This is a genomic window from Bradyrhizobium sp. CER78 (genome assembly GCF_029846235.1).
GTDB lineage: Bacteria > Pseudomonadota > Alphaproteobacteria > Rhizobiales > Xanthobacteraceae > Bradyrhizobium.
Genome location: NZ_JARVWP010000007.1, coordinates 35,259 through 56,536, shown reverse-complemented (window position 1 = coordinate 56,536; position 21,278 = coordinate 35,259). Strand labels below are relative to the sequence as shown.

17 protein-coding genes are annotated in these 21,278 nt (G+C 65.7%); 5 read left to right on the top strand and 12 right to left on the bottom strand.

Features of this window, described 5'->3' with window-relative positions:
- Nucleotides 1–284 precede the first annotated feature (284 nt).
- Nucleotides 285–605 (top strand): PilZ domain-containing protein, encoded by a 321-nt coding sequence (locus QDT69_RS16775; protein ID WP_279707585.1) that lies wholly within the window; start codon nt 285–287, stop codon nt 603–605.
- A gap of 11 nt (nt 606–616) precedes the next feature.
- Here the strand turns inward: QDT69_RS16775 and QDT69_RS16770 are convergent, their stop codons facing one another.
- Entirely contained in the window at nt 617–1,510 is an 894-nt protein-coding gene (locus QDT69_RS16770; protein ID WP_279707584.1) for a LysR family transcriptional regulator, read from the bottom strand.
- A gap of 110 nt (nt 1,511–1,620) precedes the next feature.
- On the opposite strand from QDT69_RS16770, the gene QDT69_RS16765 reads away from it, so the two are divergent.
- Nucleotides 1,621–2,613 carry an aldo/keto reductase gene (locus tag QDT69_RS16765; RefSeq protein WP_279707583.1) on the top strand — a complete coding sequence of 331 codons (993 nt, stop codon included), beginning with the start codon at nt 1,621–1,623 and terminating at the stop codon, nt 2,611–2,613.
- A gap of 244 nt (nt 2,614–2,857) precedes the next feature.
- Here QDT69_RS16765 and QDT69_RS16760 read toward each other — a convergent pair whose 3' ends face one another.
- From QDT69_RS16760 to QDT69_RS16750, 3 genes are read right to left on the bottom strand one after another with little or no spacing between them, the layout of a single operon-like run.
- The gene (locus QDT69_RS16760; protein ID WP_279707582.1) at nt 2,858–3,889 is read right to left on the bottom strand and encodes a peptidoglycan -binding protein; all 1,032 of its coding nucleotides are present in this window, start codon (nt 3,887–3,889) and stop codon (nt 2,858–2,860) included.
- 21 nt (nt 3,890–3,910) lie between these two features.
- Entirely contained in the window at nt 3,911–4,279 is a 369-nt protein-coding gene (locus tag QDT69_RS16755; protein ID WP_279707581.1) for a VOC family protein, read from the bottom strand.
- A gap of 15 nt (nt 4,280–4,294) precedes the next feature.
- Entirely contained in the window at nt 4,295–5,293 is a 999-nt protein-coding gene (locus QDT69_RS16750; RefSeq protein ID WP_146989357.1) for a flagellar motor protein MotA, read from the bottom strand.
- 519 nt (nt 5,294–5,812) lie between these two features.
- Between QDT69_RS16750 and QDT69_RS16745 the strand changes: the two genes are divergently transcribed.
- From QDT69_RS16745 to QDT69_RS16735, 3 genes are all read left to right on the top strand, one after another.
- Nucleotides 5,813–7,015, top strand: a complete 1,203-nt coding sequence (locus QDT69_RS16745) for an efflux RND transporter periplasmic adaptor subunit (protein WP_128970427.1) — start codon at nt 5,813–5,815, stop codon at nt 7,013–7,015.
- A 6-nt stretch (nt 7,016–7,021) separates the two neighbouring features.
- A complete protein-coding gene (locus QDT69_RS16740) occupies nt 7,022–10,174 on the top strand; it encodes a multidrug efflux RND transporter permease subunit (protein ID WP_279707580.1) in 3,153 nt (1,050 codons plus the stop codon).
- Nucleotides 10,175–10,290: 116 nt separating this feature from the next.
- Nucleotides 10,291–11,424 (top strand): AAA family ATPase, encoded by a 1,134-nt coding sequence (locus QDT69_RS16735; protein ID WP_279707578.1) that lies wholly within the window; start codon nt 10,291–10,293, stop codon nt 11,422–11,424.
- 14 nt (nt 11,425–11,438) lie between these two features.
- On the opposite strand, the gene QDT69_RS16730 is transcribed toward QDT69_RS16735, so the two are convergent.
- The 8 genes from QDT69_RS16730 to tkt form a co-directional block, all read right to left on the bottom strand.
- Nucleotides 11,439–12,233: an inositol monophosphatase family protein gene (locus QDT69_RS16730; RefSeq protein ID WP_146989364.1), complete on the bottom strand. Its 795-nt coding sequence runs from the start codon at nt 12,231–12,233 to the stop codon at nt 11,439–11,441.
- A gap of 223 nt (nt 12,234–12,456) precedes the next feature.
- Nucleotides 12,457–13,530: a tetratricopeptide repeat protein gene (locus tag QDT69_RS16725; protein WP_279707577.1), complete on the bottom strand. Its 1,074-nt coding sequence runs from the start codon at nt 13,528–13,530 to the stop codon at nt 12,457–12,459.
- A gap of 7 nt (nt 13,531–13,537) precedes the next feature.
- Nucleotides 13,538–14,227: a thiamine phosphate synthase gene (locus QDT69_RS16720; RefSeq protein WP_279707576.1), complete on the bottom strand. Its 690-nt coding sequence runs from the start codon at nt 14,225–14,227 to the stop codon at nt 13,538–13,540.
- Nucleotides 14,228–15,253: a class I fructose-bisphosphate aldolase gene (locus QDT69_RS16715; RefSeq protein ID WP_074129454.1), complete on the bottom strand. Its 1,026-nt coding sequence runs from the start codon at nt 15,251–15,253 to the stop codon at nt 14,228–14,230.
- A 202-nt stretch (nt 15,254–15,455) separates the two neighbouring features.
- A complete protein-coding gene (gene fba / locus QDT69_RS16710; protein ID WP_279707575.1) occupies nt 15,456–16,523 on the bottom strand; it encodes a class II fructose-bisphosphate aldolase in 1,068 nt (355 codons plus the stop codon).
- Nucleotides 16,524–16,664: 141 nt separating this feature from the next.
- Nucleotides 16,665–17,861: a phosphoglycerate kinase gene (locus QDT69_RS16705; RefSeq protein ID WP_279707574.1), complete on the bottom strand. Its 1,197-nt coding sequence runs from the start codon at nt 17,859–17,861 to the stop codon at nt 16,665–16,667.
- Nucleotides 17,862–18,020: 159 nt separating this feature from the next.
- Nucleotides 18,021–19,028, bottom strand: coding sequence for a type I glyceraldehyde-3-phosphate dehydrogenase (gap, locus tag QDT69_RS16700; protein ID WP_050419550.1), 1,008 nt, complete (start codon nt 19,026–19,028; stop codon nt 18,021–18,023).
- Nucleotides 19,029–19,188: 160 nt separating this feature from the next.
- Nucleotides 19,189–21,171: a transketolase gene (gene tkt / locus QDT69_RS16695; protein ID WP_279707572.1), complete on the bottom strand. Its 1,983-nt coding sequence runs from the start codon at nt 21,169–21,171 to the stop codon at nt 19,189–19,191.
- Nucleotides 21,172–21,278 lie beyond the last annotated feature (107 nt).

Here is a 21,278-nt window from a genome sequence, read left to right as displayed (position 1 = left end):
TGTTGCAGGGATGTGGCCGAAGCCACGGCCGCCACTTCACCAACAGTGCGGTCGCGGTGTCAAGGTCCGGAACGCCAATGCGGCCGGTATCCCGCTGAGGGAATTGCAGAATCCCCGTTTGCTAAAAGCCAGGTCAAGATTCCGGTAAAGTTCAAGCGATCGCGCTAAGCCGGACTTTACGGGGGGGACGGCATTGTGGCCGCTGCGGTTATGTGCCGGGCGCGTCGATCGACCTGCGCGGTCTTGCAAGTTTTCAATGACCAATGTCTTCAAGGACGACGACGATGGCGAGCAATGGAGCACGGATCAAGGTCAGTCGCGAGCCGCGGCGCCAGCTCAACAACCGTGCGGCGTGGATCACGGTTGACGACGGCGTGACCGAGAACGCCTGCGCCGTGGTCGACATCTCGCCCGGCGGCGCCAAGATCACCACCGAGGTCGAGTTCGAGGTGAAGGACCGCCTTGCACTGACGCTGCTCGCCGATCACGCCAAGCGCTACCCCTGCGAGGTGGTCTGGCGCCGCGGCAAGACCTTCGGACTCAAATTCGTGACCGCGGAGGCGGAGCCGGACAAACCGGCCGCGGAGCCGGTCGGCGCGATCTAAAGCATTCGCGATCAGCCGCGATAACGCAGCGCGTCGACTAGCAGCGCGAACGCCGGAGCGGATTGCCGGCGGCTCGGGTAGTAGAGGTGATAGCCGGGAAACGGCGCGCACCAGTCGTCGAGCACCTGGATCAATTGTCCCTTGGCGAGCTGCGCGCGCACCTGATCCTCGGCGATATAGGCGAGCCCCAGGCCGGCCAACGCCGCCTTGATCCGCAACGTGGTGCTGTTGAACACCAATTGTCCGTCCACGCGGACCTTGAGCGGGCGGCCACGTCTCTCGAACTCCCAGGCATAGATGCCGCCATGCGTCGGCAAGCGGATGTTGATGCAGGCATGCTGCGTCAGATCCTGCGGCCGTTTCGGGCGCTCGCGCCGCTTGAAGTAGGACGGCGCGCCGACCACGACCATGCGGAAATCCGGACCGATCCGCACCGCGATCATGTCCTTCGCAAGCTGTTCGCCAAGGCGAACGCCGGCATCGAAGCGCTCCGCGACGATGTTCGCGAGCCCGTTGTCGACGGTGATCTCCACCTTGATGTCGGGATAGCGCGGCAGGAACTCGGCCAGCGCCGGCCACAGGATCGTCTCGGCGGCGTGCTCGCCGGCGTTGATGCGGATGGTGCCGGCGGGCTTCTCGCGCAGCGCGCTCAGCGCGGCGAGCTCGGCCTCGATCTCCTCGAAGCGCGGACCGATGCCATGCAGCAGCCGTTCGCCGGCTTCGGTCGGCGCGACGCTGCGCGTGGTGCGGGTCAAGAGCCGCACGCCCAGCCGTTCCTCCAGCGCGCGCATGGTGTGGCTGAGCGCCGATTGCGACACACCGAGCCGCGCCGCGGCGCGGGTGAAGCTGCGCTCGCGCGCGACGGCGAGGAAGGCGATCAGGTCATTGACGTCAGGCCGCGGCATTCATGAACCCTGTTCATAAGTTCATCCCGATTTCTACGTCTAATGGCATGGCGGTGCACGCCCTAAATCCCGCTGCGACGAAAATCCAGCCATCGATGCGGAGAGACATCATGCAGAAACGCAAACTCGGTCACAGCAATCTCGAAGTCTCGGCGATCGGCCTTGGCTGTATGGGCTTGAGCTTCGCCTACGGTCCGGCGGTGGAGAAGACCGCGGGCATTGCCATGCTCCGCGCCGCCGTCGAGCGCGGCGTTACTTTCTTCGACACCGCCGAGGTTTACGGCCCCTTCGTCAACGAGGAACTCGTCGGCGAGGCGCTGGCGCCGGTCCGGAGCGAGGTCGTGATCGCCACCAAATTCGGTTTCGACATTGGAACCATGGCCGAGCGCCACCGCTCGCTGAACAGCCGGCCCGAGCACATCAGGGCGGTCGCGGACGCCTCGCTGAAACGGCTGAACGTCGATGTGATCGACCTGTTCTATCAGCACCGGGTCGATCCCGCGGTGCCGATCGAGGATGTCGCCGGCACCGTGAAGGAGCTGATTGCCGCCGGCAAGGTCCGTCATTTCGGTCTGTCGGAGGCCGGCGTCGGGAACATCCGCCGCGCCCATGCGGTGCAGAAGGTCACGGTATTGCAGAGCGAATATTCGTTGTGGGAACGCGGGGTGGAAGCGGAGATCCTGCCGGTGCTGGAAGAACTCGGCATCGGCTTCGTGGCGTACAGCCCGCTCGGTCGGGGCTTCCTCACCGGTGCGATCAATGCGTCCACGACGTTCGCGAGCGACGACTTCCGCAACCTGGTGCCGCGCTTCACGCCGGAGGCCCGACGCGCCAATCAGGCGCTGGTCGATCAGCTCGGCCGGATCGCCGCCGGCAAGGGCGCGACCGTGGCCCAGATCGCGCTGGCCTGGCTGCTCGCGCAAAAGCCTTGGATCGTGCCGATCCCCGGCACCACGAAGCTCAATCGGCTTGAGGAAAACATCGGCGCCGCGCGCATCGAGCTGAGCTCCGCCGATCTTGCTGACATCGGCAAGGCGGTCGCCGCGGTCGAGGTGCAGGGCGCGCGCTATCCGGAGCAATTGCTCGGGATGGTCGGGCGTTGAGGAAGTCGGTCAATACGCGACGCGCGCGTCTGCGTCCCCAGCCACACCTGTCATCGCCCGGCTCGTCGCCTCCGCAAAAGCTTCGGCGCGCCAGGGACTCATGGCCTCGTCGAAGCCTTGGCGAAGACGGGACCGGGCGATCCAGTACGCCGCGGCTTCTCGGCTCAACAACGCTGCCTCTGGAATACTGGATCACCCGCGCGGGTGATGACACCGTATGTGGAGCGAGCGGTTGACCACCGCCTTACTTCTCCGTCAGCTTCAGCTCGATGCGGCGGTTGCGCTTGTAGGCGTCTTCGGTCTGCGCGGTGTCGAGCGGCTGGAATTCGGCAAAGCCCGCGGCGACCAGGCGCTGCGCGGGCACGCCGAGCGAGATCAGATATTGCACCACCGAGATCGCGCGCGCCGAGGACAATTCCCAGTTCGACTTGAACAGCGGGCTGTTGATGATCGGCCGCGAGTCGGTGTGGCCGTCGACGCGCAGCACCCAGGCGATCTCGGGTGGAATCTGCTTGTCGAGGTCGATCAGCGCGTTCGCCACGGTATCGAGCTCGGTCTTGCCTTCCGGCAGCAGCGTCGCCTGGCCGGTGTCGAAGAACACTTCGGACTGGAACACGAAGCGGTCGCCGACGATGCGGATATCGGGGCGGTTGCCGAGGATCGCGCGCAGCCGGCCGAAGAATTCCGAACGGTATTTCGACAATTCCTGCACCCGCTGCGCCAGCGCGACGTTGAGGCGCTGGCCGAGATCGGCGATCCGGTTCTGCGATTCCTTGTCGCGCTTCTCCGAGGCGTCGAGCGCCTCCTCGAGCGCGGCGAGCTGGCGGCGCAGCGCGCTGATCTGCTGGTTCAGCACCTCGATCTGCGCCAGCGCGCGCGACGACACGCTCTTCTCGGACTCCAGCGCCTTGTTGAGCTCGTTGGCGCGGCCCTGCGCGTCGTTGCCGGAATTGGCGAGTCCCTCATACAGCCCCTTCATGCGGTCGCGCTCGCCTTCGGCAGAGGCGAGGCCGGCGCGGAGCTGCGACACCTGGTCGTCGAGCGTCAGCTTGGAGAGCTTCTCCAGCGACAGCAGCTCGTTGAGCTGAGCGATCTTGGCGGTGAGCTGCTCCAGCGCCTTGTCCTTGCCTGTGACTTCCTGCGACAGGAAGAACTGCACGACGAGGAACACCGACAGCAAGAACACGATCGACAGCACCAGCGTCGACAGCGCGTCGACAAAGCCGGGCCAGTAGTTGAAGCCGGATTCGCTGCGGCGCGAGCGGGCGAGGGCCATCTGGTTTCCCTTTATTTCCAGTCAGTGCGGCGCGTGGCAGACGGCTTCGATGTTGTGGCCGTCGGGGTCGAGCACGAAAGCACCGTAGTAGTTTGCATGATAGTGCGGCCGAATTCCGGGCCGCCCATTGTCCTTGCCGCCAGCCTTGATCGCGTCGTCGTAGAAGCGATCGACGGTGGCGCGATCGTTTGCCGTGAAGGCGATGTGGGCGCCGGTCTGCGGCGTGCCGCGCCGGCCGATCCAGAAGAAGGCTTTCGGATGGATGCCATAGCCGGCAAATTCGGCACCCTCCGCGTACAGGCGGCTGATGCCGAGCGAGCGCAAAGCCGCATCATAGAAGGCCTTGGACCGCTCGATATCACTGATGCCGATGGTCACGTGGTCCAGCAAATCGGTCTCCGTGGTTCAGCTCTTCTCGGGCTGGCGGGCGAGGCGTTCGAGCAGCCGCTTGATCTCGCGGTTCTGCTCGCCCTGGCCATCGGCCCATTCGCGGATCATCTGCTGCTCGGTGCGCATATGCGCAACCAGCCCCTGGATCGCCTCGGCCAGATTGGCCATCGCCGCCGTGGTGTTGCGGCCGCCGCCGCCGGCGCCGCCTTCCTCGAAGGTGGCACGCAGCCGGTCGATCGCGCCCTGCAAATCGGCGCCGCCGGCACCGACGCCGTCGCCGGAAATGCCGCGCACGGTGGTGGCGAGCCAGTCCTCGAGGTCGGTGTAGAAGCGGTTCTGGGCCTGGCTCGATTGCAGATCGAGGAAGCCGAGGATCAGCGACCCGGCAAGACCGAACAGCGAGGACGAGAACGAGATGCCCATGCCGCCGAGCGGGGCGGCGAGGCCCTCCTTCAGCGTGTCGAACAGCGCGCCGGCGTCGCCGCCGACCTTGAGCCCGTCGATCACCTTGCCGACCGAGCCGACCGTCTCGATCAGGCCCCAGAAGGTGCCGAGCAGGCCGAGGAACACCAAGAGGCCGGTCATGTAGCGCGAGATGTCGCGGGCTTCATCGAGGCGGGTTGCGATCGAATCGAGCAGATGCCGCATGGTCTGCTGCGAGATCGACATCCGGCCCGTGCGCTCGCCGCCGAGGATGGCGGCCATCGGCGCAAGCAGCGTCGGGCGGCGCTCGATCGCAAGGCCGGGATCGGCGATGCGGAAATTATTGACCCAGGCAACCTCGGGATAGAGCCGGATCACCTGCCGGAACGCCAGGATGACGCCGATCAGCAGCACCGCGCCGATCAGGGCGTTCAGCCCGGGATTGGCGAAGAAGGCGGTGACGATCTGCTTGTACAGCACCACCCCGACCAGGCCGCAGAGCACCAGGAATACCAGCATCCGCACCAGGAAGATCCTGGGCGAGGACAGCTTGCTCAGTTCGATCTCCATCTCGGAGCGGGAAGGGGGCATTGCCGGATCATCCGTTCGCGAAGGCCGCATCTGTCAGCAATATGGCACAGCGGCGGAGTGAGGAAAGCCGAATCCAAAGGCGGATGGTGGAGACGGGGCGAGCTGTTGCCGCTTTGCGCAGCTTTCGGGGCGGCCGTGTGCACAGGTCCCGGCCACCACGCGCAGATCGCGAGATCTGGCCGGATTGCACGCCTCGTCGGGGAAGCGGGTGCGACGCGCGCTGATTCGGCCGGAGTGCACGATGTCGCAAGGTGCGGCATTCCTGCGCAGGCAAAATGGCGTGTTCCCGCGCACGCAGTCCTTAACGCATTCCCACAGCCTGCGATGGAACCCGCTCACAATGCGGTGACAAGATAAAACATGGCGCGAAATCAGGGTGATAGCGTTCTGTGACAATGAGCCGCCCGAGAAACGCGTTGCGTCGCAGCAAGCAGATTTTATTTTCACCGCAGCAACGCGAGCGCTGTCGCCGTGACACCGCCGTTCGTTTGCCCAAACCTTTCGGGGGCGATCATCTCAATGTCTGGACTTCGCGCGCAATCGGCATGCATTGCTCTGATGCTGGCCGTGACGGCGCCACTGCTTGCTGGCTGCGACGAACCGAATTCCGCAACCGCCGCCGTGCAAGCACCCGAGCCGGACGTCAGCGTGGTCACCGTGAAGCCGCAGGCGCGCGCGATGGTGCGCGAGCTCCCGGGCCGCATCGCCCCGACCCGCGTTTCCGAGGTGCGCCCGCGCGTCTCGGGCATCGTCGTCAACCGCATGTTCCACCAGGGCAGCGAGGTGAAGGTCGGCGATCCCCTGTATCAGATCGATCCGCGCCCGTTCGAAGTCGAATTGCAGTCGACCGAGGCGGCGCTGGCGCGGGCCAAGGCCGTGCTCGAGCAGACCGCGCTGCAGGCCCGCCGCATCGCGACGCTTACCCAACAGCGCGCGACCTCGGAGGCCGAAAACGAGAAGGCGATCGCCAACCTGAAGCAGGCGGAAGCCGACGTGCAGGGCCGTGAGGCCGACGTCGCACGTGCGAAGCTCAACCTGGACTATGCGACGATCCGTGCGCCGATCGACGGCACCATCGGTGCTGCGGTCATCAGCGAAGGCGCGCTCGTCGTCCAGAACGACGCCGCGAGCCTTGCGACCATCCAGCAGCTCGATCCGATCTACGCCGACTTCCAGCAGTCGGTGACCGAGATGAACCAGCTCCGCCGCGCCTTCGAGAGCGGCGACCTCGAGCGCATCGCGCCGGACGCGATGAAGGTCCGCCTCGTGCTCGACGACGGCTCGATCTATCCGGTGCCGGGCAAGCTGTTGTTCTCCGACGCCAAGGTCGACGCCTATACCGGGCAGGTGACCCTCCGCGGTGAATTCCCGAACCCGCATCGCATCCTGCTGCCGGGCATGTATGTCCGCGTGCTGATCGAGCAGGGCATCGATAGCGATGCGATCGCGGTGCCGCAGCAGGCGATCCAGCGCAACGGCGGCGGCGGCAGCGAGGTGTTCGTCGTCAAGGACGATAATCACGTCGCGGTGCAGCCGGTGCGCACCGGCTCGCTGCAGGGCGGCTCCTGGTTCGTGAGCGAAGGCCTCAAGGCCGGCGACAAGGTCGTCGTCGAGGGGTTCCAGAAATTCGCCGCCGGCGACAAGGTGCGGCCGCTGGCCTGGCGTGAGATCGACGCTGCGTCGGCACCGGATTCGCATCAGACCGCGCACGCGGTGCGGTGATCCGACATGCCCAGCTTCTTCATCGACAGGCCGATCTTCGCCTGGGTCGTTGCGCTGTTCATCTGTCTGATCGGCGCGATCTCGATTCAGCTGCTTGCGGTCGCGCAGTACCCGATCATCGCGCCGCCCTCGATCTCGATCTCGACCAGCTATCCCGGCGCGTCGCCGGAGAACCTGTACAACAGCGTGACGCGGCTGATCGAGGAGGAGCTCAACGGCGCCGCCAACATCCTGAACTTCGAATCGACCTCCGACTCGCTCGGCCAGGTCGAGATCATCGCCAACTTCAAGCCGGGCACCGACACCAGCCAAGCCTCGGTCGAGGTGCAGAACCGCCTCAAGCGCGTCGAGGCGCGGCTGCCGCGCGCCGTGATCCAGCAGGGCATCCTGGTCGAGGAGGCCTCGTCTGCCGTGCTGCAGATCATCACGCTGAACTCGACCGACGGCTCGCTGGATGAAGTCGGCCTCGGCGACTTCATGATCCGCAACGTGCTGGGCGAGGTGCGCCGCATCCCCGGCGTCGGCCGCGCCACGCTGTATTCGACCGAACGCTCGCTGCGCATCTGGATCGATCCGGCCAAGCTGGTCGGCTACGGCCTCTCGGCCGATGACGTCAACAAGGCGATCACGGCGCAGAACGCCCAGGTCGCCTCCGGCAGCATCGGCGCCGAGCCCAGCACCGACACGCAGAAGATCTCCGCGCAGGTGCTGGTGAAGGGCCAGCTTTCCTCGCCCGACGAGTTCGGCGCGATCATCCTGCGCGCCAATGCCGACGGCTCGGCGGTCCGCCTGCGCGACGTCGCGCGGATCGAGATCGGCGGCCTCAGCTATCAGTTCAACACCCGTCTCGACGGCAAGCCGACCGCCGGCCTCTCGGTGCTGCTGTCTCCGAAGGGCAACGCGCTGGCGACCGCAAGCGCGGTCGAAGCCAAGATGAAGGAGCTGTCGCGCTTCTTCCCGGCCAATATCTCCTACGAAATCCCCTACAACATCACGCCTGTGGTGAAGGCCTCGATCGAGAAGGTCCTGATGACCCTGGTCGAGGCGGTGGTGCTGGTGTTCATCGTGATGTTCCTGTTCCTGCAGAACATCCGCTACACCATCATTCCGACCATCGTGGTGCCGGTGGCGCTGCTCGGTACCTGCGCGACCCTGATGGCTGTGGGCTACTCCATCAACATGCTGACCATGTTCGGCATGGTGCTGGCGGTCGGCATCCTGGTCGACGACGCCATCGTCGTGGTCGAGAACGTCGAGCGCATCATGGCCGAAGAGGGCCTGCCGCCGAAGGAAGCGACCAGGAAGGCGATGTCGCAGATCACCGGCGCCATCATCGGCATCACGCTGGTGCTGATGGCGGTGTTCGTGCCGATGGCGTTCTTCCCCGGCTCGGTCGGCATCATCTACCGCCAGTTCTCGGTCACCATGGTGGCGGCGATTGCGTTCTCGGCGCTGCTCGCGCTGTCGCTGACGCCGGCGCTGTGCGCGACCTTGCTCAAGCCGGTCGAGAAGGGCCACGGCCATGCCCGCAGGGGCGTATTCGGCTGGTTCAACCGCGTGCTCGACAACAGCCGCGCCGGCTATACGCGCACGGTGCAGGGCTCGCTGAAGCGCACCGGCCGCCTGATGCTGATCTATCTCGTGCTGTTCGCAGGCGTCGCCTACGGCTTCGTGCGGCTGCCCGGCGGCTTCCTCCCGGTCGACGATCAGGGCTTCATCACGACCGACGTGCAGACGCCGTCGGAATCGTCCTATGCGCGCACGGAAGGTGCGGTCGAGCAGGTCGAGAAGTACCTGAAGGATCGCGCCGGCATCGAGAACGTCACGTTCCTCACCGGCTTCAGCTTCCTCGGCCAGGGCATGAACACGGCGCAGGCCTTCGTCACGCTGAAGGACTGGTCGGAGCGCGGCCCGAAGGATTCGGCCGCCGCCATCGTCGCCGACATCAACCGCGACCTGTCGTCGATCCGCGACGCCAGGATCTCGGCGCTGCAGCCGCCGCCGATCGACAACCTCGGCAACTCCTCGGGCTTCTCGTTCCGCCTGCAGGACCGCGGCCAGAAGGGCTATGCGGCACTGATCGCAGCGTCCGACCGCCTGATCGCGGAAGCCAATGCCAGCCCGATCCTGCAGAAGGTCTATGTCGAAGGCCTGCCGCCGGCGCCGCAGGTCAATCTGATGATCGACCGCGAGAAGGCCGGCGCGTTCGGCCTTACCTTCGAGGACATCAACAATACGATCTCGACCAATCTCGGCTCGAACTACATCAACGACTTCCCGAACCGCGGGCGCATGCAGCGCGTCATCGTGCAGGCCGACAAGACCAGCCGCATGAACGCGGACGACATCCTGAACTACAACGTCAAGAACAGTCGTGGCCAGCTGGTGCCGTTCTCGGCCTTCGCCACCATCGAATGGACGAAGGGCCCGACGCAGATCGCGGGCTTCAACTACTATCCGGCGGTGCGCATCTCCGGTGAGGCGAAGCCGGGCTTCACCTCGGGCGATGCGATCGCGGAGATGGAGCGGCTCGCCGACAAGCTGCCGCGCGGCTTCGGCTATGAGTGGACCGGCCAGTCGCTGCAGGAGAAGCTGTCGGGCTCGCAGGCGCCGTTCCTGCTCGCGCTCTCGGTGCTGGTGGTATTCCTGCTGCTTGCAGCGCTCTACGAGAGCTGGACCATTCCGCTCGCGGTGCTGCTCACCATCCCGCTCGGCATTCTCGGCGCCGTGGTGGCGGCGACGCTGCGCGGGCTGTCGAACGACGTCTATTTCACCGTCGGCCTGATCACCATCATCGGTCTTGCCGCGAAGGACGCGATCCTGATCATCGAGTTTGCCAAGGACCTGCGCGCGCAGGGCAAGCCGCTGGTCGAGGCGACCATCGAGGCGTGCAGCCTCAGATTCCGCCCGATCCTGATGACCGGTCTCGCCTTCGTCTGCGGCGTGCTGCCGATGGCGATCGCGACCGGCGCCGGCGGCGCCAGCCAGCAGGCGCTCGGCACGTCCGTGATGGGCGGCATGATCGCCGTCGTGATCCTCGCGCTGCTCTTGGTGCCGGTGTTCTTCGTCAGCGTGCAGCGCGTGCTCGCCGGTGACCGGGACAAGGTCGAGAAGCCGGAAGTCTACGGCCCGCCAGCGCCGGTAACGGGCGGCCACTGATGTCCGAAATCGGTGGCGATCAAGCCGGCGGCTTGCTTTCCCAACATCGTCAATCCAGATTGCAGCTCTGGATTGAACGGGGAGCGAACAGGCAACCCGAGGACTGAGAGCATGTGATGCGGCCGACCGACATTGCGATCTCGAATTATCGCTCGATTCGTCGGCTCTTCATGCCCATTCAACCGCTGTCCGTCTTCATCGGCGAGAACGGCGTCGGCAAGTCCAATCTCTACAAGTCGCTGTCGCTGTTGCGCGATGCGGCAACCGGCCGGATCACGCGCACGATCGCCGATGAAGGCGGGTTGAACTCGGTCTGCTGGTCCGGGCTTCGCAAGCGGGGCGAGGATGGGAGGCTGCGGCTGGCGGCCAGATTCGAGCACGTCAATTACTCGATCGAGCTCGGACATCCCGGTCCGGTCGAGGCCGCGTTTCCCGGCGAGCCGATGATCAAGTCCGAACGGATCGAGACGATCCACGGCAAGCGAAAGGTCCTGATGATGGAGCGGACCAATTCGCACGTCAGCGTTCGCGGCGAGAGCGGCGCCTGGAGCGAGCACAAGGATGCCGTGCTGCCGTCGGAAACCGCGCTCGCCGATTTCCTCGACGGCCAGACATGCCCCGAAGTCGGCCTGATCAGGAATGCCTTGCAGAGCTGGCGATTCTATCACGATTTCCGCACCGATCCGGCATCGCCGATCCGCAAGCCCTGTCTCGCGATCACGACGCCGTCGCTGAGCGCCGATGGCAGCGATCTGGCAGCCGCTTTGGCAACGCTCAGCGCGATCAGACAAGATGCGGCCGACCTCCAGGATGCGATCGAGGATGCGTTCCCGGGCGCCGCGCTCCGGGCATGGGAAGAAAACGGGCGGTGCGAATTCGAGCTGCGGCAGGCGGACATGCCGCGGCCGTTCAAGGCCCACGAACTCTCCGACGGGACGCTGAAATATATCTGCCTGCTCGCGGTCTTCATGGGCTATCGGCTGCCGCCGTTCATTGCGCTGAACGAGCCCGAGACCAGCCTGCATCCGTCGCTGCTGGCGCCGTTGGCGAGGCTGATCGCCAAGGCGTCGCGCCGCGCTGACATCTGGATCGTCACCCATTCGGAACAGCTGATGGAGGCGTTGCGCAGCGAGAGCGCGGTCCCGCTGCGCCGGGTGATCAAGGCGAAGGGCGCCACGGCCATCGAGGGCCTCACCGCCGGCGGTGAATTTCGTGACGGGGAAGACGATGGCGATGATGACGACGAATAGACCGAGCCGCCGCGCTACTGCCCGAGCGGCTTCAGGATCTTGATCAGCTCGCCGTGCACGAACTCGTTGCCGCCGACGACGTGGCCGGTCTGCAGCGGGTCGTCATTGCCCTGGATGCCGGAGACGGTGCCGCCGGCTTCCCGGATCATCAGCAGACCGGCCGCCAGGTCCCAGGGCTGCAGATTGCGTTCCCAATAGCCGTCGAGGCGGCCGGCGGCGACGAAAGCGAGGTCGAGCGAGGCAGCGCCGAAGCGACGGAAGCCCGCGACCTTGCTCTGCAGCGCGGCCATCTCCTGCAGCGCCAGCTGGTGATTGCCGCGGCCGATATGCGGCAGGCCGCAGGCGACCACGCATTCGTTGAGCTGGCGGCGGCCGGCGACGCGGAGCCGCTGGTCGTTGAGGAACGCACCCTTGCCGCGCTCCGCAATGTAGAGCTCGTCATTGGCCGGATTGTAGATCACGCCCGCGATCACGGTGTCCTCGCGGAGCAGCCCGATCGAGATCGCGAATTGCGGGATGCCGTGCAGGAAGTTGGTGGTGCCGTCCAGGGGATCGACGATCCAGGTGTGGCTCTTGTCCGAGCCTTCGCGCCTACCGCCTTCCTCGCCGAGGAACCCGTAGCCGGGCCGGGCCTTTTCGAGGTCGGTGTAGAGCATCTCCTCGGCGCGCTTGTCGGCGAGCGAGACGAAGTTCGCCGGGCCCTTCAGCGAGACCTGGAGATGTTCGATCTCGCCGAGGTCGCGTTTGAGGCTGCGGCCGGCGCGGCGCGCGGCCTTGACCATGACATTGATGAGGGCGGAGTAGAGCATGAGGATGATTTCTTATGTGATTGTGCCGGCCACGGGTTCAAATCCAATCCCGTCATCCTGAGGTGCGAGCGCAGCGAGCCTCGAAGGGTGCACGGCCCCGGACCGGGCCGTTCATCCTTCGAGACGCGCTTCGCGCTCCTCAGGATGACGGGTCAAGCGGGAACGGCGTGGCCGCACCGGATTTCCGGACTGGGTGCCCTCTGGAAGTGGCGCCGTCAAGGCGTCATTTGACGTTGTTTCCGATCCATTTTCGGGCAGCCGCCTCGCCCTTGGCGCGGTCTTCCGGGCTCATATCGGCGAGGATGTCGTCGAGATCGGGGTCGCCCTTGCCGGCGGTCTTGGCGACCGTGTGCCATTTTAGCGCCTCGACCTTGTCGACCGGGGCGCCGGCGCCGGTCGCCAGCACATGGGCGAGGCGGTTCTGCGCGATAGGGCTGTTCTGCCGGGCCGCCTTGCGCAGCAGCGCCACGGCGGCAGGCACGTTCCGCGGCGTGCCGGCGCCGTTGTAGAGCGCGATGGCATATTCGACTTCGGCGTCGACATTGTCGGCCAGCGAGGCAGCCTGCAGCAGCCGCGCGGCCTTTTCGAGGTCTTTCGGCACGCCGGTGCCTTCCTTGTAGAAGGTCGCGAGCGCGTATTGCGCCTCGGGGCTGCCGGCGTCCGCAGCCATCCGCAGCAGCTCGGCGGAGCGCTTGAGGTCCTGCGGCAGGGTCTGGCCGTCGAGATAGAGCAGCGCGAGATTATAGGCCGCCTTCGGTTCACCGAGCTTGGCCGCCGACGCCAGCAGCTTGACCGCGGAATCCTTGTCCACCGTGCCGCCGCGGCCGGCGATCCGCATCATGGCCAGCGCGAACATCGCCTCGCGGTCGCCGGCATCCGACGCGCGCTTGTACCAGTCGTCGGCCTTGACGTAGTCGCGCTTGACGCCGAGCCCATTGGCATAGAGCTCGCCCAGCATCGTCATGGCCTTGGCATCGTTGTTGTTCTGCGCGCGCACCGTCGCGAGATCGAACGCCGTCTTGTACATGCCGCGCTGATAGGCACCGTAGACGAGGTCGACATTGGGATCGTCCGGCGTCGCGGTCGGCGAGGGTGTCGGCGTCGGGGTGGGCGCGGCCGCAGGCTTCGGCGCGGGCTTCTTTGCAACCGGCGCATGCACCTTCGGCTTTTCCTTCGGAGCCTCCTTCTTCGCAGGCGGCGGCGTCTGGGCCGGCGGCGTGATCGAGAGCTGCGCCATCGCGCCGCTCGCCAGCATCGTGCAGCCGAGCGCAACACCTATCGGACGCAGGCATTTCATTCCGCCGTCATCCCTCGGCCTTCCCCTCGACCTTGGCCTTGCCGAATGTGCCGGCATGCGCCCGCGCAATGGCCTCGCCGATCTCGACGAGGGCCGCCTTCGCGCCGCGCGGATCGGACCAGATGAAGTCTCCGACCAGCACGAAATCCGCGCCGGCCGCCGCGAACGCCTCGGCCTCCTCGCGCGAGGCCGCAAAGCCGACACAGGGGGGCTCGAACAACTCGTCCCACCATTGCAGCCGCTCGGCGATCGCCTCGCTCGACGGCCGCTGGCCCTTGGCGTCGGGCTCGCCGAACAGCACGTAGTCGGCCCCGGCTTCACCCGCGGCCATCGAATCGTGGCGCGTCGCGAGCCTGCCGACGCCGACGATGCGGTCGGGCCTCAGCGCGGGCATCGCCTCTTCCATCGCGGCGATGCCGGTCAAATGCGCGCCATCGGCACCGGCGCGGGCGACGATGTCGGGGTGGCCGTCGATCAAGAGCGCCGCACCGGCGCTCTGGATCGCCGGCGCCAGCGCCTTGACGGTGGAGATCATGCTGCGCGGATCGCTCTCATGCAGCCGCACCAGAACGGCCGCGACGTCGGCCGCGGTGAGCAGGTCGGCAAGCTCGGTTGCGAGCCGCGCAGGCTCGTCGACCGGCGGGGTGGCCAGATAGAGGCGCGGCGCCGGCCGCGGCGGAACGGGCTTGGTGGCCAACTATGCCGCCTGTTTTTCGAGGCCGGCTTCCCAATTGCCGGTGCTCGCGAGCCCGTTCATCCGGGCGCGATGCGAGAAGGCGCGCTGGCCGGCGGGCACATTGTCGGGCTTGCCGGACCACGCCTTCTGCGGCGCCGCCTGCAGCGCACGGCCGTAGGAGAAGGTCAGCCGCCAGGGCAGGTGGCCGATCTTGTTCATGGCGTCGAGATGCGCAGTCGCTTCCTCGTCGCTCTGTCCGCCGGAGAGGAAGGCGATGCCGGGCACCGCGGCCGGCACGCAGCTCTTGAGCAGGCGGATGGTCTTTTCGGCGACTTCCTGCACCGAGGCCTGTTTCGGGCACTTCTTGCCGGAGATCGCCATGTTCGGCTTCAGGATCATGCCTTCGAGCGCGACGCGCTGCACCCGCAATTCCTGGAAGGTGCGGTTCAGCACGCGCTGTGTCACCTCGTAGCAGCGGTCGATGTCGTGATCGCCGTCCATCAGCACCTCGGGCTCGACGATCGGCACGATCTGCGCGGCCTGGCACAGCGCGGCATAGCGCGCCAACGCGTGGGCGTTGACGCGGATCGCGGTCTGGGTCGGGATTCGCGGTCCGATATCGATCACCGCGCGCCACTTCGCAAAGCGCGCACCGCGCTCGTAATATTTCTTCAGCCGCTCGGCGAGCTTGTCGAGGCCGACGGTGACGAGTTCGCCGGGGCAGTTCGGCAGCGCTTGGGTGCCTTCATCGACCTTGATGCCGGGGATCGCGCCCGCCTGCTCGATCAGCTTGACCAGCGGCGTGCCGTCCTTGGCGTTCTGCCAGATCGTCTCGTCGTAGAGGATGACGCCGGAGATGTATTTGCTCATCGCCTCCTGCGAGCGGAACAGCATCTCGCGATAGTCGCGTCGATTGTCTTCGGTCGAATCGACCTTGATGGCGTCGAAACGCTTCTTGATGGTGCCGGAGGATTCGTCGGCGGCGAGGATGCCCTTGCCCGGGGTGACCATGGCAAGCGCAATCTTGTTGAGGTCGGAGAGGTTCATGGGGAGTGTCCTCCAGAGCATTGCCTTTGCAAACCAAAATAGGCGGTTCTCGGGCAAATGCCTAGAAAACGTTCGTCGCGGCTGGTGTTTGTCGCAGCCGGCGATCAAGCCCCGGGACACCGTTTCCGACTGCGTCGGAGCCGGTGTCCCGCCTTAATGATTCAGGCGATAAGTTGTCAGGCGGATCTTGTGCGAACCGCTGTCAGGCGATCTTGGGGTCGAGCTGGCCGGCGGCGTAGCGCTTGGCCATTTCCGCGGTGGTCAGCACCTTCTTGATCTTGCTGGCCTGGCCCGCGGTGTTGAACTCCTGCAGGCGCTGCTTGCACAGCTTGGTCATCGCCTCCATCGCCGGCTTCAGGTACTTGCGCGGATCGAACTCTTCCGGATTGTCCTTCAGAACTTTCCGGATCTGGCCGGTCATCGCCATCCGGTTGTCGGTGTCGATGTTGATCTTGCGCACGCCGTTCTTGATGCCGCGCTGGATCTCGGCGACCGGCACGCCCCAGGTCGGCTTCATCTTGCCGCCATTGGCGTTGATGATCTCCTGCAACTCCTGCGGCACCGACGAGGAGCCGTGCATGACGAGATGCGTGTTCGGCAGCTTGCGATGGATTTCCTCGATCACGTTCATGGCGAGGATGTCGCCGTCGGGCTTGCGGGTGAACTTGTAGGCACCGTGCGAGGTGCCCATCGCGATCGCCAGCGCGTCGACCTTGGTCTCCCTGACGAACTTCACGGCCTCGTCGGGATTGGTCAGCAGCTGGTCATGCGACAGCTTGCCCTCGGCGCCGTGGCCGTCTTCCTTGTCGCCCATGCCGGTCTCCAGCGAGCCGAGCACGCCGAGCTCGCCTTCCACCGAGATGCCGCCGAGATGGGCCATGCCGGTCACCGTCCGGGTGACGCCGACATTGTAGTCCCAGTCGCCGGGGGTCTTGCCGTCGGCCTTCAGCGAGCCGTCCATCATGACCGAGGTGAAGCCGGCCTGGATCGCGGTCATGCAGGTCGCGGGCTCGTTGCCGTGGTCGAGATGCACGCAAACCGGGATCTGCGGGTAGATCTCGGTGACGGCGTCCATCATGTGCTTGAGCATGACGTCGTTGGCGTAGGACCGTGCGCCGCGCGAAGCCTGGATGATGACCGGCGCGTCGACCTCGGAGGCCGCCGCCATGATCGACAGCGCCTGCTCCATGTTGTTGATGTTGAAGGCAGGTACGCCGTAATCATGCTCGGCCGCGTGATCGAGCAGTTGCCGCAACGTTATGCGAGCCATTCTATTTCTCCCTGTAGTGCGTGTTCGGATTCGAACCAGATCATGATGCGTTTCCAGGGAAACGCATCATGATCTCATCTCTTTGTTTGAGCATGATCTTTTCGGAAAACCGCTTCACACTTTTCCGGATCATGCTCTCGATCAACCCTTTTTCAAAACTTCGACGCCCGGCAGCGGCTTGCCTTCCATCCATTCAAGAAACGCGCCGCCCGCGGTCGAGACGTAGGAAAAATCGCCGGCCACGCCCGCCTGGTTCAGCGCCGCGACGGTATCGCCGCCGCCGGCGACCGAGATGAGCTTTTTGGCCCTGGTCCGCTCGGCGGCATGCTTGGCCGATACCACGGTGCCGCGGTCGAACGGCGTCAGCTCGAAGGCGCCGAGCGGCCCGTTCCAGACCAGCGTCGCCGCATCGTCGATCGCGGCGTGGATCCGCGCGATCGATTGCGGGCCGACGTCGAGGATCATGCCGTCGGCCGGGATCGCGTCGAGGCCGTAGGCGTGCGACGGCGCGTTGGCGGCAAACTGGTTGGCGACGACAGCGTCAACCGGGAGGATGATCGCGCAGTTGGCGGCGTTGGCCTTCTCCATGATCCGCAGCGCGGTCGCGGCGAGGTCCTTCTCGGCGAGCGACTTGCCGACCGCGACGCCCTGCGCGTGCAGGAAGGTGTTGGCCATGCCGCCGCCGATCACCAGCGCGTCGACCTTGTTCACGAGGTTTTCCAGGAGATCGATCTTGGTCGAGACCTTGGCGCCGCCGATGATCGCGATGACAGGCTTGGTCGGTGCTTCCAGCGCCTTGCCGAGCGCGTCGAGCTCGGCCTGCATGGTGCGGCCGGCATAGGCGGGCAGCTTGTGGCCGAGGCCTTCGGTCGAGGCGTGGGCGCGATGCGCGGCGGAGAAGGCGTCGTTGACCCAGATGTCGCCGAGCTTGGCGAGTTCTGCGACGAAGCCGGCGTCGTTCTTTTCCTCTTCCTTGTGGAAGCGGGTGTTTTCCAGACAGAGGATGTCGCCATCCTTGAGTGCTGCAACCGCCGTGGCTGCGGCTTCGCCGATGCAATCCTCGGCGAAGGCGACCGGGCGCTTGATCACCTTCGACAGCGCTTCGGCTACCGGCTTGAGCGACTCCTTGGGATCGCGTCCCTTGGGCCGGCCGAAATGGGCGAGCAGGATCACCTTGCCGCCCTTGTCGGAGATTTCGGTGATGGTGGGGGCGACGCGCTCGAGCCGGGTGGCGTCGGTGACGCGGCCGCCTTCCATGGGGACGTTGAGGTCGACGCGCAGCAGCACGCGCTTGCCCTTCACATTGACGTCGTCGAGGGTGCGGAACGATTTTGTCATGGGGTCAACTCGCACTAAGAGCGGTCATTCCGGGGCGATGCGAAGCATCGAACCCGGAATCTCGAGATTCCGGGTCTGGTCCTTCGGACCATCCCGGAATGACGGAGGGGCAAAGACGCAGATGCCCGGCGCGGGGCCGGGCATCACGAACAGTCGAACTTAAGCCAGCTTGCCGATCGCGACGGCGGTGTCCGCCATGCGGTTCGAGAAGCCCCACTCGTTGTCGTACCAGGCCATCACGCGCACCAGCGTGCCGTTCTGCACCTTGGTCTGGTCCATGTGGAAGGTGGCCGAGTGCGGATCGTGGTTGAAGTCGATCGAGACGTTCGGCGCGTTGGTGTAGCCGAGGATGCCCTTGAGTTGCTGCTCGGAGGCGCGCTTCATCGCCTCGTTGATCTCCTTGGCATCGGTAGCGCGCTTGGCGACGATCTTGAGGTCGATGACGGAAACGTTCGGGGTCGGCACGCGGACCGAGACGCCGTCGAGCTTGCCCTTCAGCTCGGGCAGCACCAGGCCGATCGCCTTCGCAGCACCGGTCGAGGTCGGGATCATCGACATCGCAGCGGCGCGGCCGCGATAGAGGTCCTTGTGCAGGGTGTCGAGCGTCGGCTGGTCGCCGGTATAGGCGTGGATCGTGGTCATGAAGCCGGTCTCGATGCCGACGGTGTCGTTCAGCACCTTGGCGACCGGCGCGAGGCAGTTGGTGGTGCAGGAGCCGTTGGAGACGACCAGCTGATCCTTGTTCAGCGTGTCGTGGTTGACGCCGTAGACGATGGTGGCGTCAGCGCCGTCGGCGGGCGCCGAGACCAGCACGCGCTTGGCGCCGGCGGTGAGGTGCGCCGAAGCCTTGTCCTTTGAGGTGAAGATGCCGGTGCATTCCAGCGCGACGTCGACGCCGAGGGCCTTCCACGGCAGCTTGGAGGGATCGCGCTCGGCCGAAACCTTGATCTTGTTGTCGCCGAGGCTGATCGTGTCGCCATCGACGGTCACGGTGCCCGGGAAGCGGCCGTGCACGGAATCGAAGCGCAGCAGATGCGCATTGGTCTCGACCGGACCGAGGTCGTTGATGCCGACCACCTCGATGTCCTTGCGGCCGGACTCGGCGATGGCGCGCAGAATGTTGCGGCCGATACGCCCAAACCCGTTGATCGCGACGCGGATTGCCATGCTCGTCTCCTCTAATGCTGTTGTCAGCCCCGCGGGAGGGCTCCCACGAGGTTTTTACGGCGGAACGCCCGGTTCGGCCGGGCGCGTACGGAAAAGATGGAGCTTAGGTAATCCTTTTTCGCGACAAGCTCAACCTTGGCCCGCGGGTGTCAGGCCAGCGTCAGACGCGCTTCGTGGCAGCGTTAACGACGGCCTCAGCGGTAATGCCGAAATGCGGGAAAAGGTCCTTCGCCGGGGCGCTGGCGCCGAAACCGTGCATGCCGATGAATTCGCCATCATGGCCGATCACGGCATCCCAGCCCCAGCGCACCGCGGCCTCGATCGCAATCTTGACCGGAGCGTTGCCGATAATGGCATTTTGCCGCTCGGCGGGCTGCGCCAGCAGCAATTCCAGCGACGGGACCGAGACGACCCGCGTCGCGATGCCGCGCCCGGCCAGCTGCTTCTGCGCCTCGACCGCGATCTGGACCTCGGAACCGGACGCGAACAATGACACTTTTGCGTCACCCTGTGCCGCGACCAGCTCGTAGGCGCCGTGGCTGCACGGGTTGTCGTTCGGCGCCGTGGTGCGGAGCTGCGGCAGGTTCTGGCGGGTCAGCGCCAGCACCGTCGGTCCGTCGATGCGGTTGAGCGCCAGTTCCCAGCACTCGGCGGTCTCGACCGCGTCGCAGGGACGGAACACGCGCATGTTGGGGATCGCGCGCAGCGCCGAGAGATGCTCCACCGGCTGGTGCGTCGGGCCGTCCTCGCCGAGGCCGATCGAGTCATGGGTCATGACATAGACCACGCCGGTGCCCATCAGCGCCGACAGCCGCATCGCGGGGCGCGCATAGTCGGTGAACACCAGGAAGGTGGCGCCGTTCGGCGCGAAACCGCCATGCAGGAAGATGCCGTTGAGGCACGCCGCCATGCCGTGCTCGCGGATGCCGTAATGGATGAAGCGGCCCTTCGGCGTCTTGGCGCCGAACGCTGTCGCCGACTTTGCCTTGTTGTTGTTGGAGCCGGTGAGGTCGGCGGAGCCGGCTACGAATTCCATCGGCATCGCGGCCGCGATCACCTCGATCGCAGCTTCCGATGATTTGCGGGAGGCGACGTTGAGCGGGTTTTCCAAGAGGCCCTTCTTGAAGGCTCGCAGCCCCTTGGCGAGCGACTGCGGCCGCTCGTGTCGGATGCGGCGCTCGAACTCGGCGCGCTTGCGGTTGCCGAGCTGCGCGAACTGCTCGTCCCATGCTTTGTGCTCGGCGGCGCCGCGGGCACCCGCCTCGCGCCACGCCTTCAGCACATCGTCGGGCACCGAGAACGGCTCGAGCGAGATGCCGAGCTTCTCCTTGGCGGCCTTGAGCTCGTCGGCGCCGAGCGCTTCACCATGGGCTTTCGCCGTGCCGGCCTTGTGCGGCGCGCCGTAACCGATCGTGGTCTTGCAGGCGATCATCGAAGGCTTGCTGGATTTCTGCGCGCGGGTGATCGCAGCGGCAATCGCCTGCGGATCATGGCCGTCGATCAATTCGGCGGCCCAGCCCGCGGACTTGAAGCGCTTCACCTGGTCGACGGAATCGGAGATCGAGGTCGGGCCGTCGATCGAGATGCCGTTGTCGTCGTACAGCACGATCATCTTGTTGAGCCGCCACACGCCGGCGAGCGCGATCGCTTCCTGCGAGATGCCTTCCATCAGGTCGCCGTCGGAGGCGAGCACATAGGTGTGGTGGTTGACGATCTTCTTGCCGAATTCCGCGGCGAGCATCTTCTCGGCGAGCGCCATGCCGACCGCTGTCGCAATGCCCTGGCCGAGCGGGCCGGTGGTGGTCTCGATGCCCTTGGTGTGGAAATTCTCCGGATGTCCCGGCGTCAGCGATCCGAGCTGGCGGAAGCGCTTGATCTGGTCGAGCGTCATGTCCTTGTTGCCGGTGAGGTACAGCAACGCGTAGAGCAGCATCGAGCCATGGCCGGCCGACAGCACGAAGCGATCGCGATCGGGCCACGCGGTGTCGGCGGCATCGAATTTCAGAAACTTCGTGAACAGCACGGTCGCGATGTCGGCGGCGCCCATCGGCAGGCCGGGATGGCCGGAATTCGCCTTCTCGACGGCGTCCATGGCAAGGCCACGGATCGCATTGGCCATACGGGTGTGATCGACCTGCGTCATGATGAAAAGTCCGCCTGGAATGAGAGCTGATTCTGAACGCATCGGGCGGGCAGCCGCGACACGTGTGTGGATGGGCCTTACGGGTTGGAGGGTGGATTAGCACCTCA

What these genes read in the sequence shown, in the direction of transcription:
- QDT69_RS16775 (WP_279707585.1), top strand. Translation starts at nt 285, where the DNA reads ATGGCGAGCAATGGAGCACGGATCAAGGTCAGTCGCGAGCCGCGGCGC.
- QDT69_RS16770 (WP_279707584.1), bottom strand. Translation starts at nt 1,510, where the DNA reads ATGCCGCGGCCTGACGTCAATGACCTGATCGCCTTCCTCGCCGTCGCG.
- QDT69_RS16765 (WP_279707583.1), top strand. Translation starts at nt 1,621, where the DNA reads ATGCAGAAACGCAAACTCGGTCACAGCAATCTCGAAGTCTCGGCGATC.
- QDT69_RS16760 (WP_279707582.1), bottom strand. Translation starts at nt 3,889, where the DNA reads ATGGCCCTCGCCCGCTCGCGCCGCAGCGAATCCGGCTTCAACTACTGG.
- QDT69_RS16750 (WP_146989357.1), bottom strand. Translation starts at nt 5,293, where the DNA reads ATGCCCCCTTCCCGCTCCGAGATGGAGATCGAACTGAGCAAGCTGTCC.
- QDT69_RS16745 (WP_128970427.1), top strand. Translation starts at nt 5,813, where the DNA reads ATGTCTGGACTTCGCGCGCAATCGGCATGCATTGCTCTGATGCTGGCC.
- QDT69_RS16740 (WP_279707580.1), top strand. Translation starts at nt 7,022, where the DNA reads ATGCCCAGCTTCTTCATCGACAGGCCGATCTTCGCCTGGGTCGTTGCG.
- QDT69_RS16735 (WP_279707578.1), top strand. Translation starts at nt 10,291, where the DNA reads ATGCGGCCGACCGACATTGCGATCTCGAATTATCGCTCGATTCGTCGG.
- QDT69_RS16730 (WP_146989364.1), bottom strand. Translation starts at nt 12,233, where the DNA reads ATGCTCTACTCCGCCCTCATCAATGTCATGGTCAAGGCCGCGCGCCGC.
- QDT69_RS16725 (WP_279707577.1), bottom strand. Translation starts at nt 13,530, where the DNA reads ATGAAATGCCTGCGTCCGATAGGTGTTGCGCTCGGCTGCACGATGCTG.
- QDT69_RS16715 (WP_074129454.1), bottom strand. Translation starts at nt 15,253, where the DNA reads ATGAACCTCTCCGACCTCAACAAGATTGCGCTTGCCATGGTCACCCCG.
- fba (WP_279707575.1), bottom strand. Translation starts at nt 16,523, where the DNA reads ATGGCTCGCATAACGTTGCGGCAACTGCTCGATCACGCGGCCGAGCAT.
- QDT69_RS16705 (WP_279707574.1), bottom strand. Translation starts at nt 17,861, where the DNA reads ATGACAAAATCGTTCCGCACCCTCGACGACGTCAATGTGAAGGGCAAG.
- gap (WP_050419550.1), bottom strand. Translation starts at nt 19,028, where the DNA reads ATGGCAATCCGCGTCGCGATCAACGGGTTTGGGCGTATCGGCCGCAAC.
- tkt (WP_279707572.1), bottom strand. Translation starts at nt 21,171, where the DNA reads ATGACGCAGGTCGATCACACCCGTATGGCCAATGCGATCCGTGGCCTT.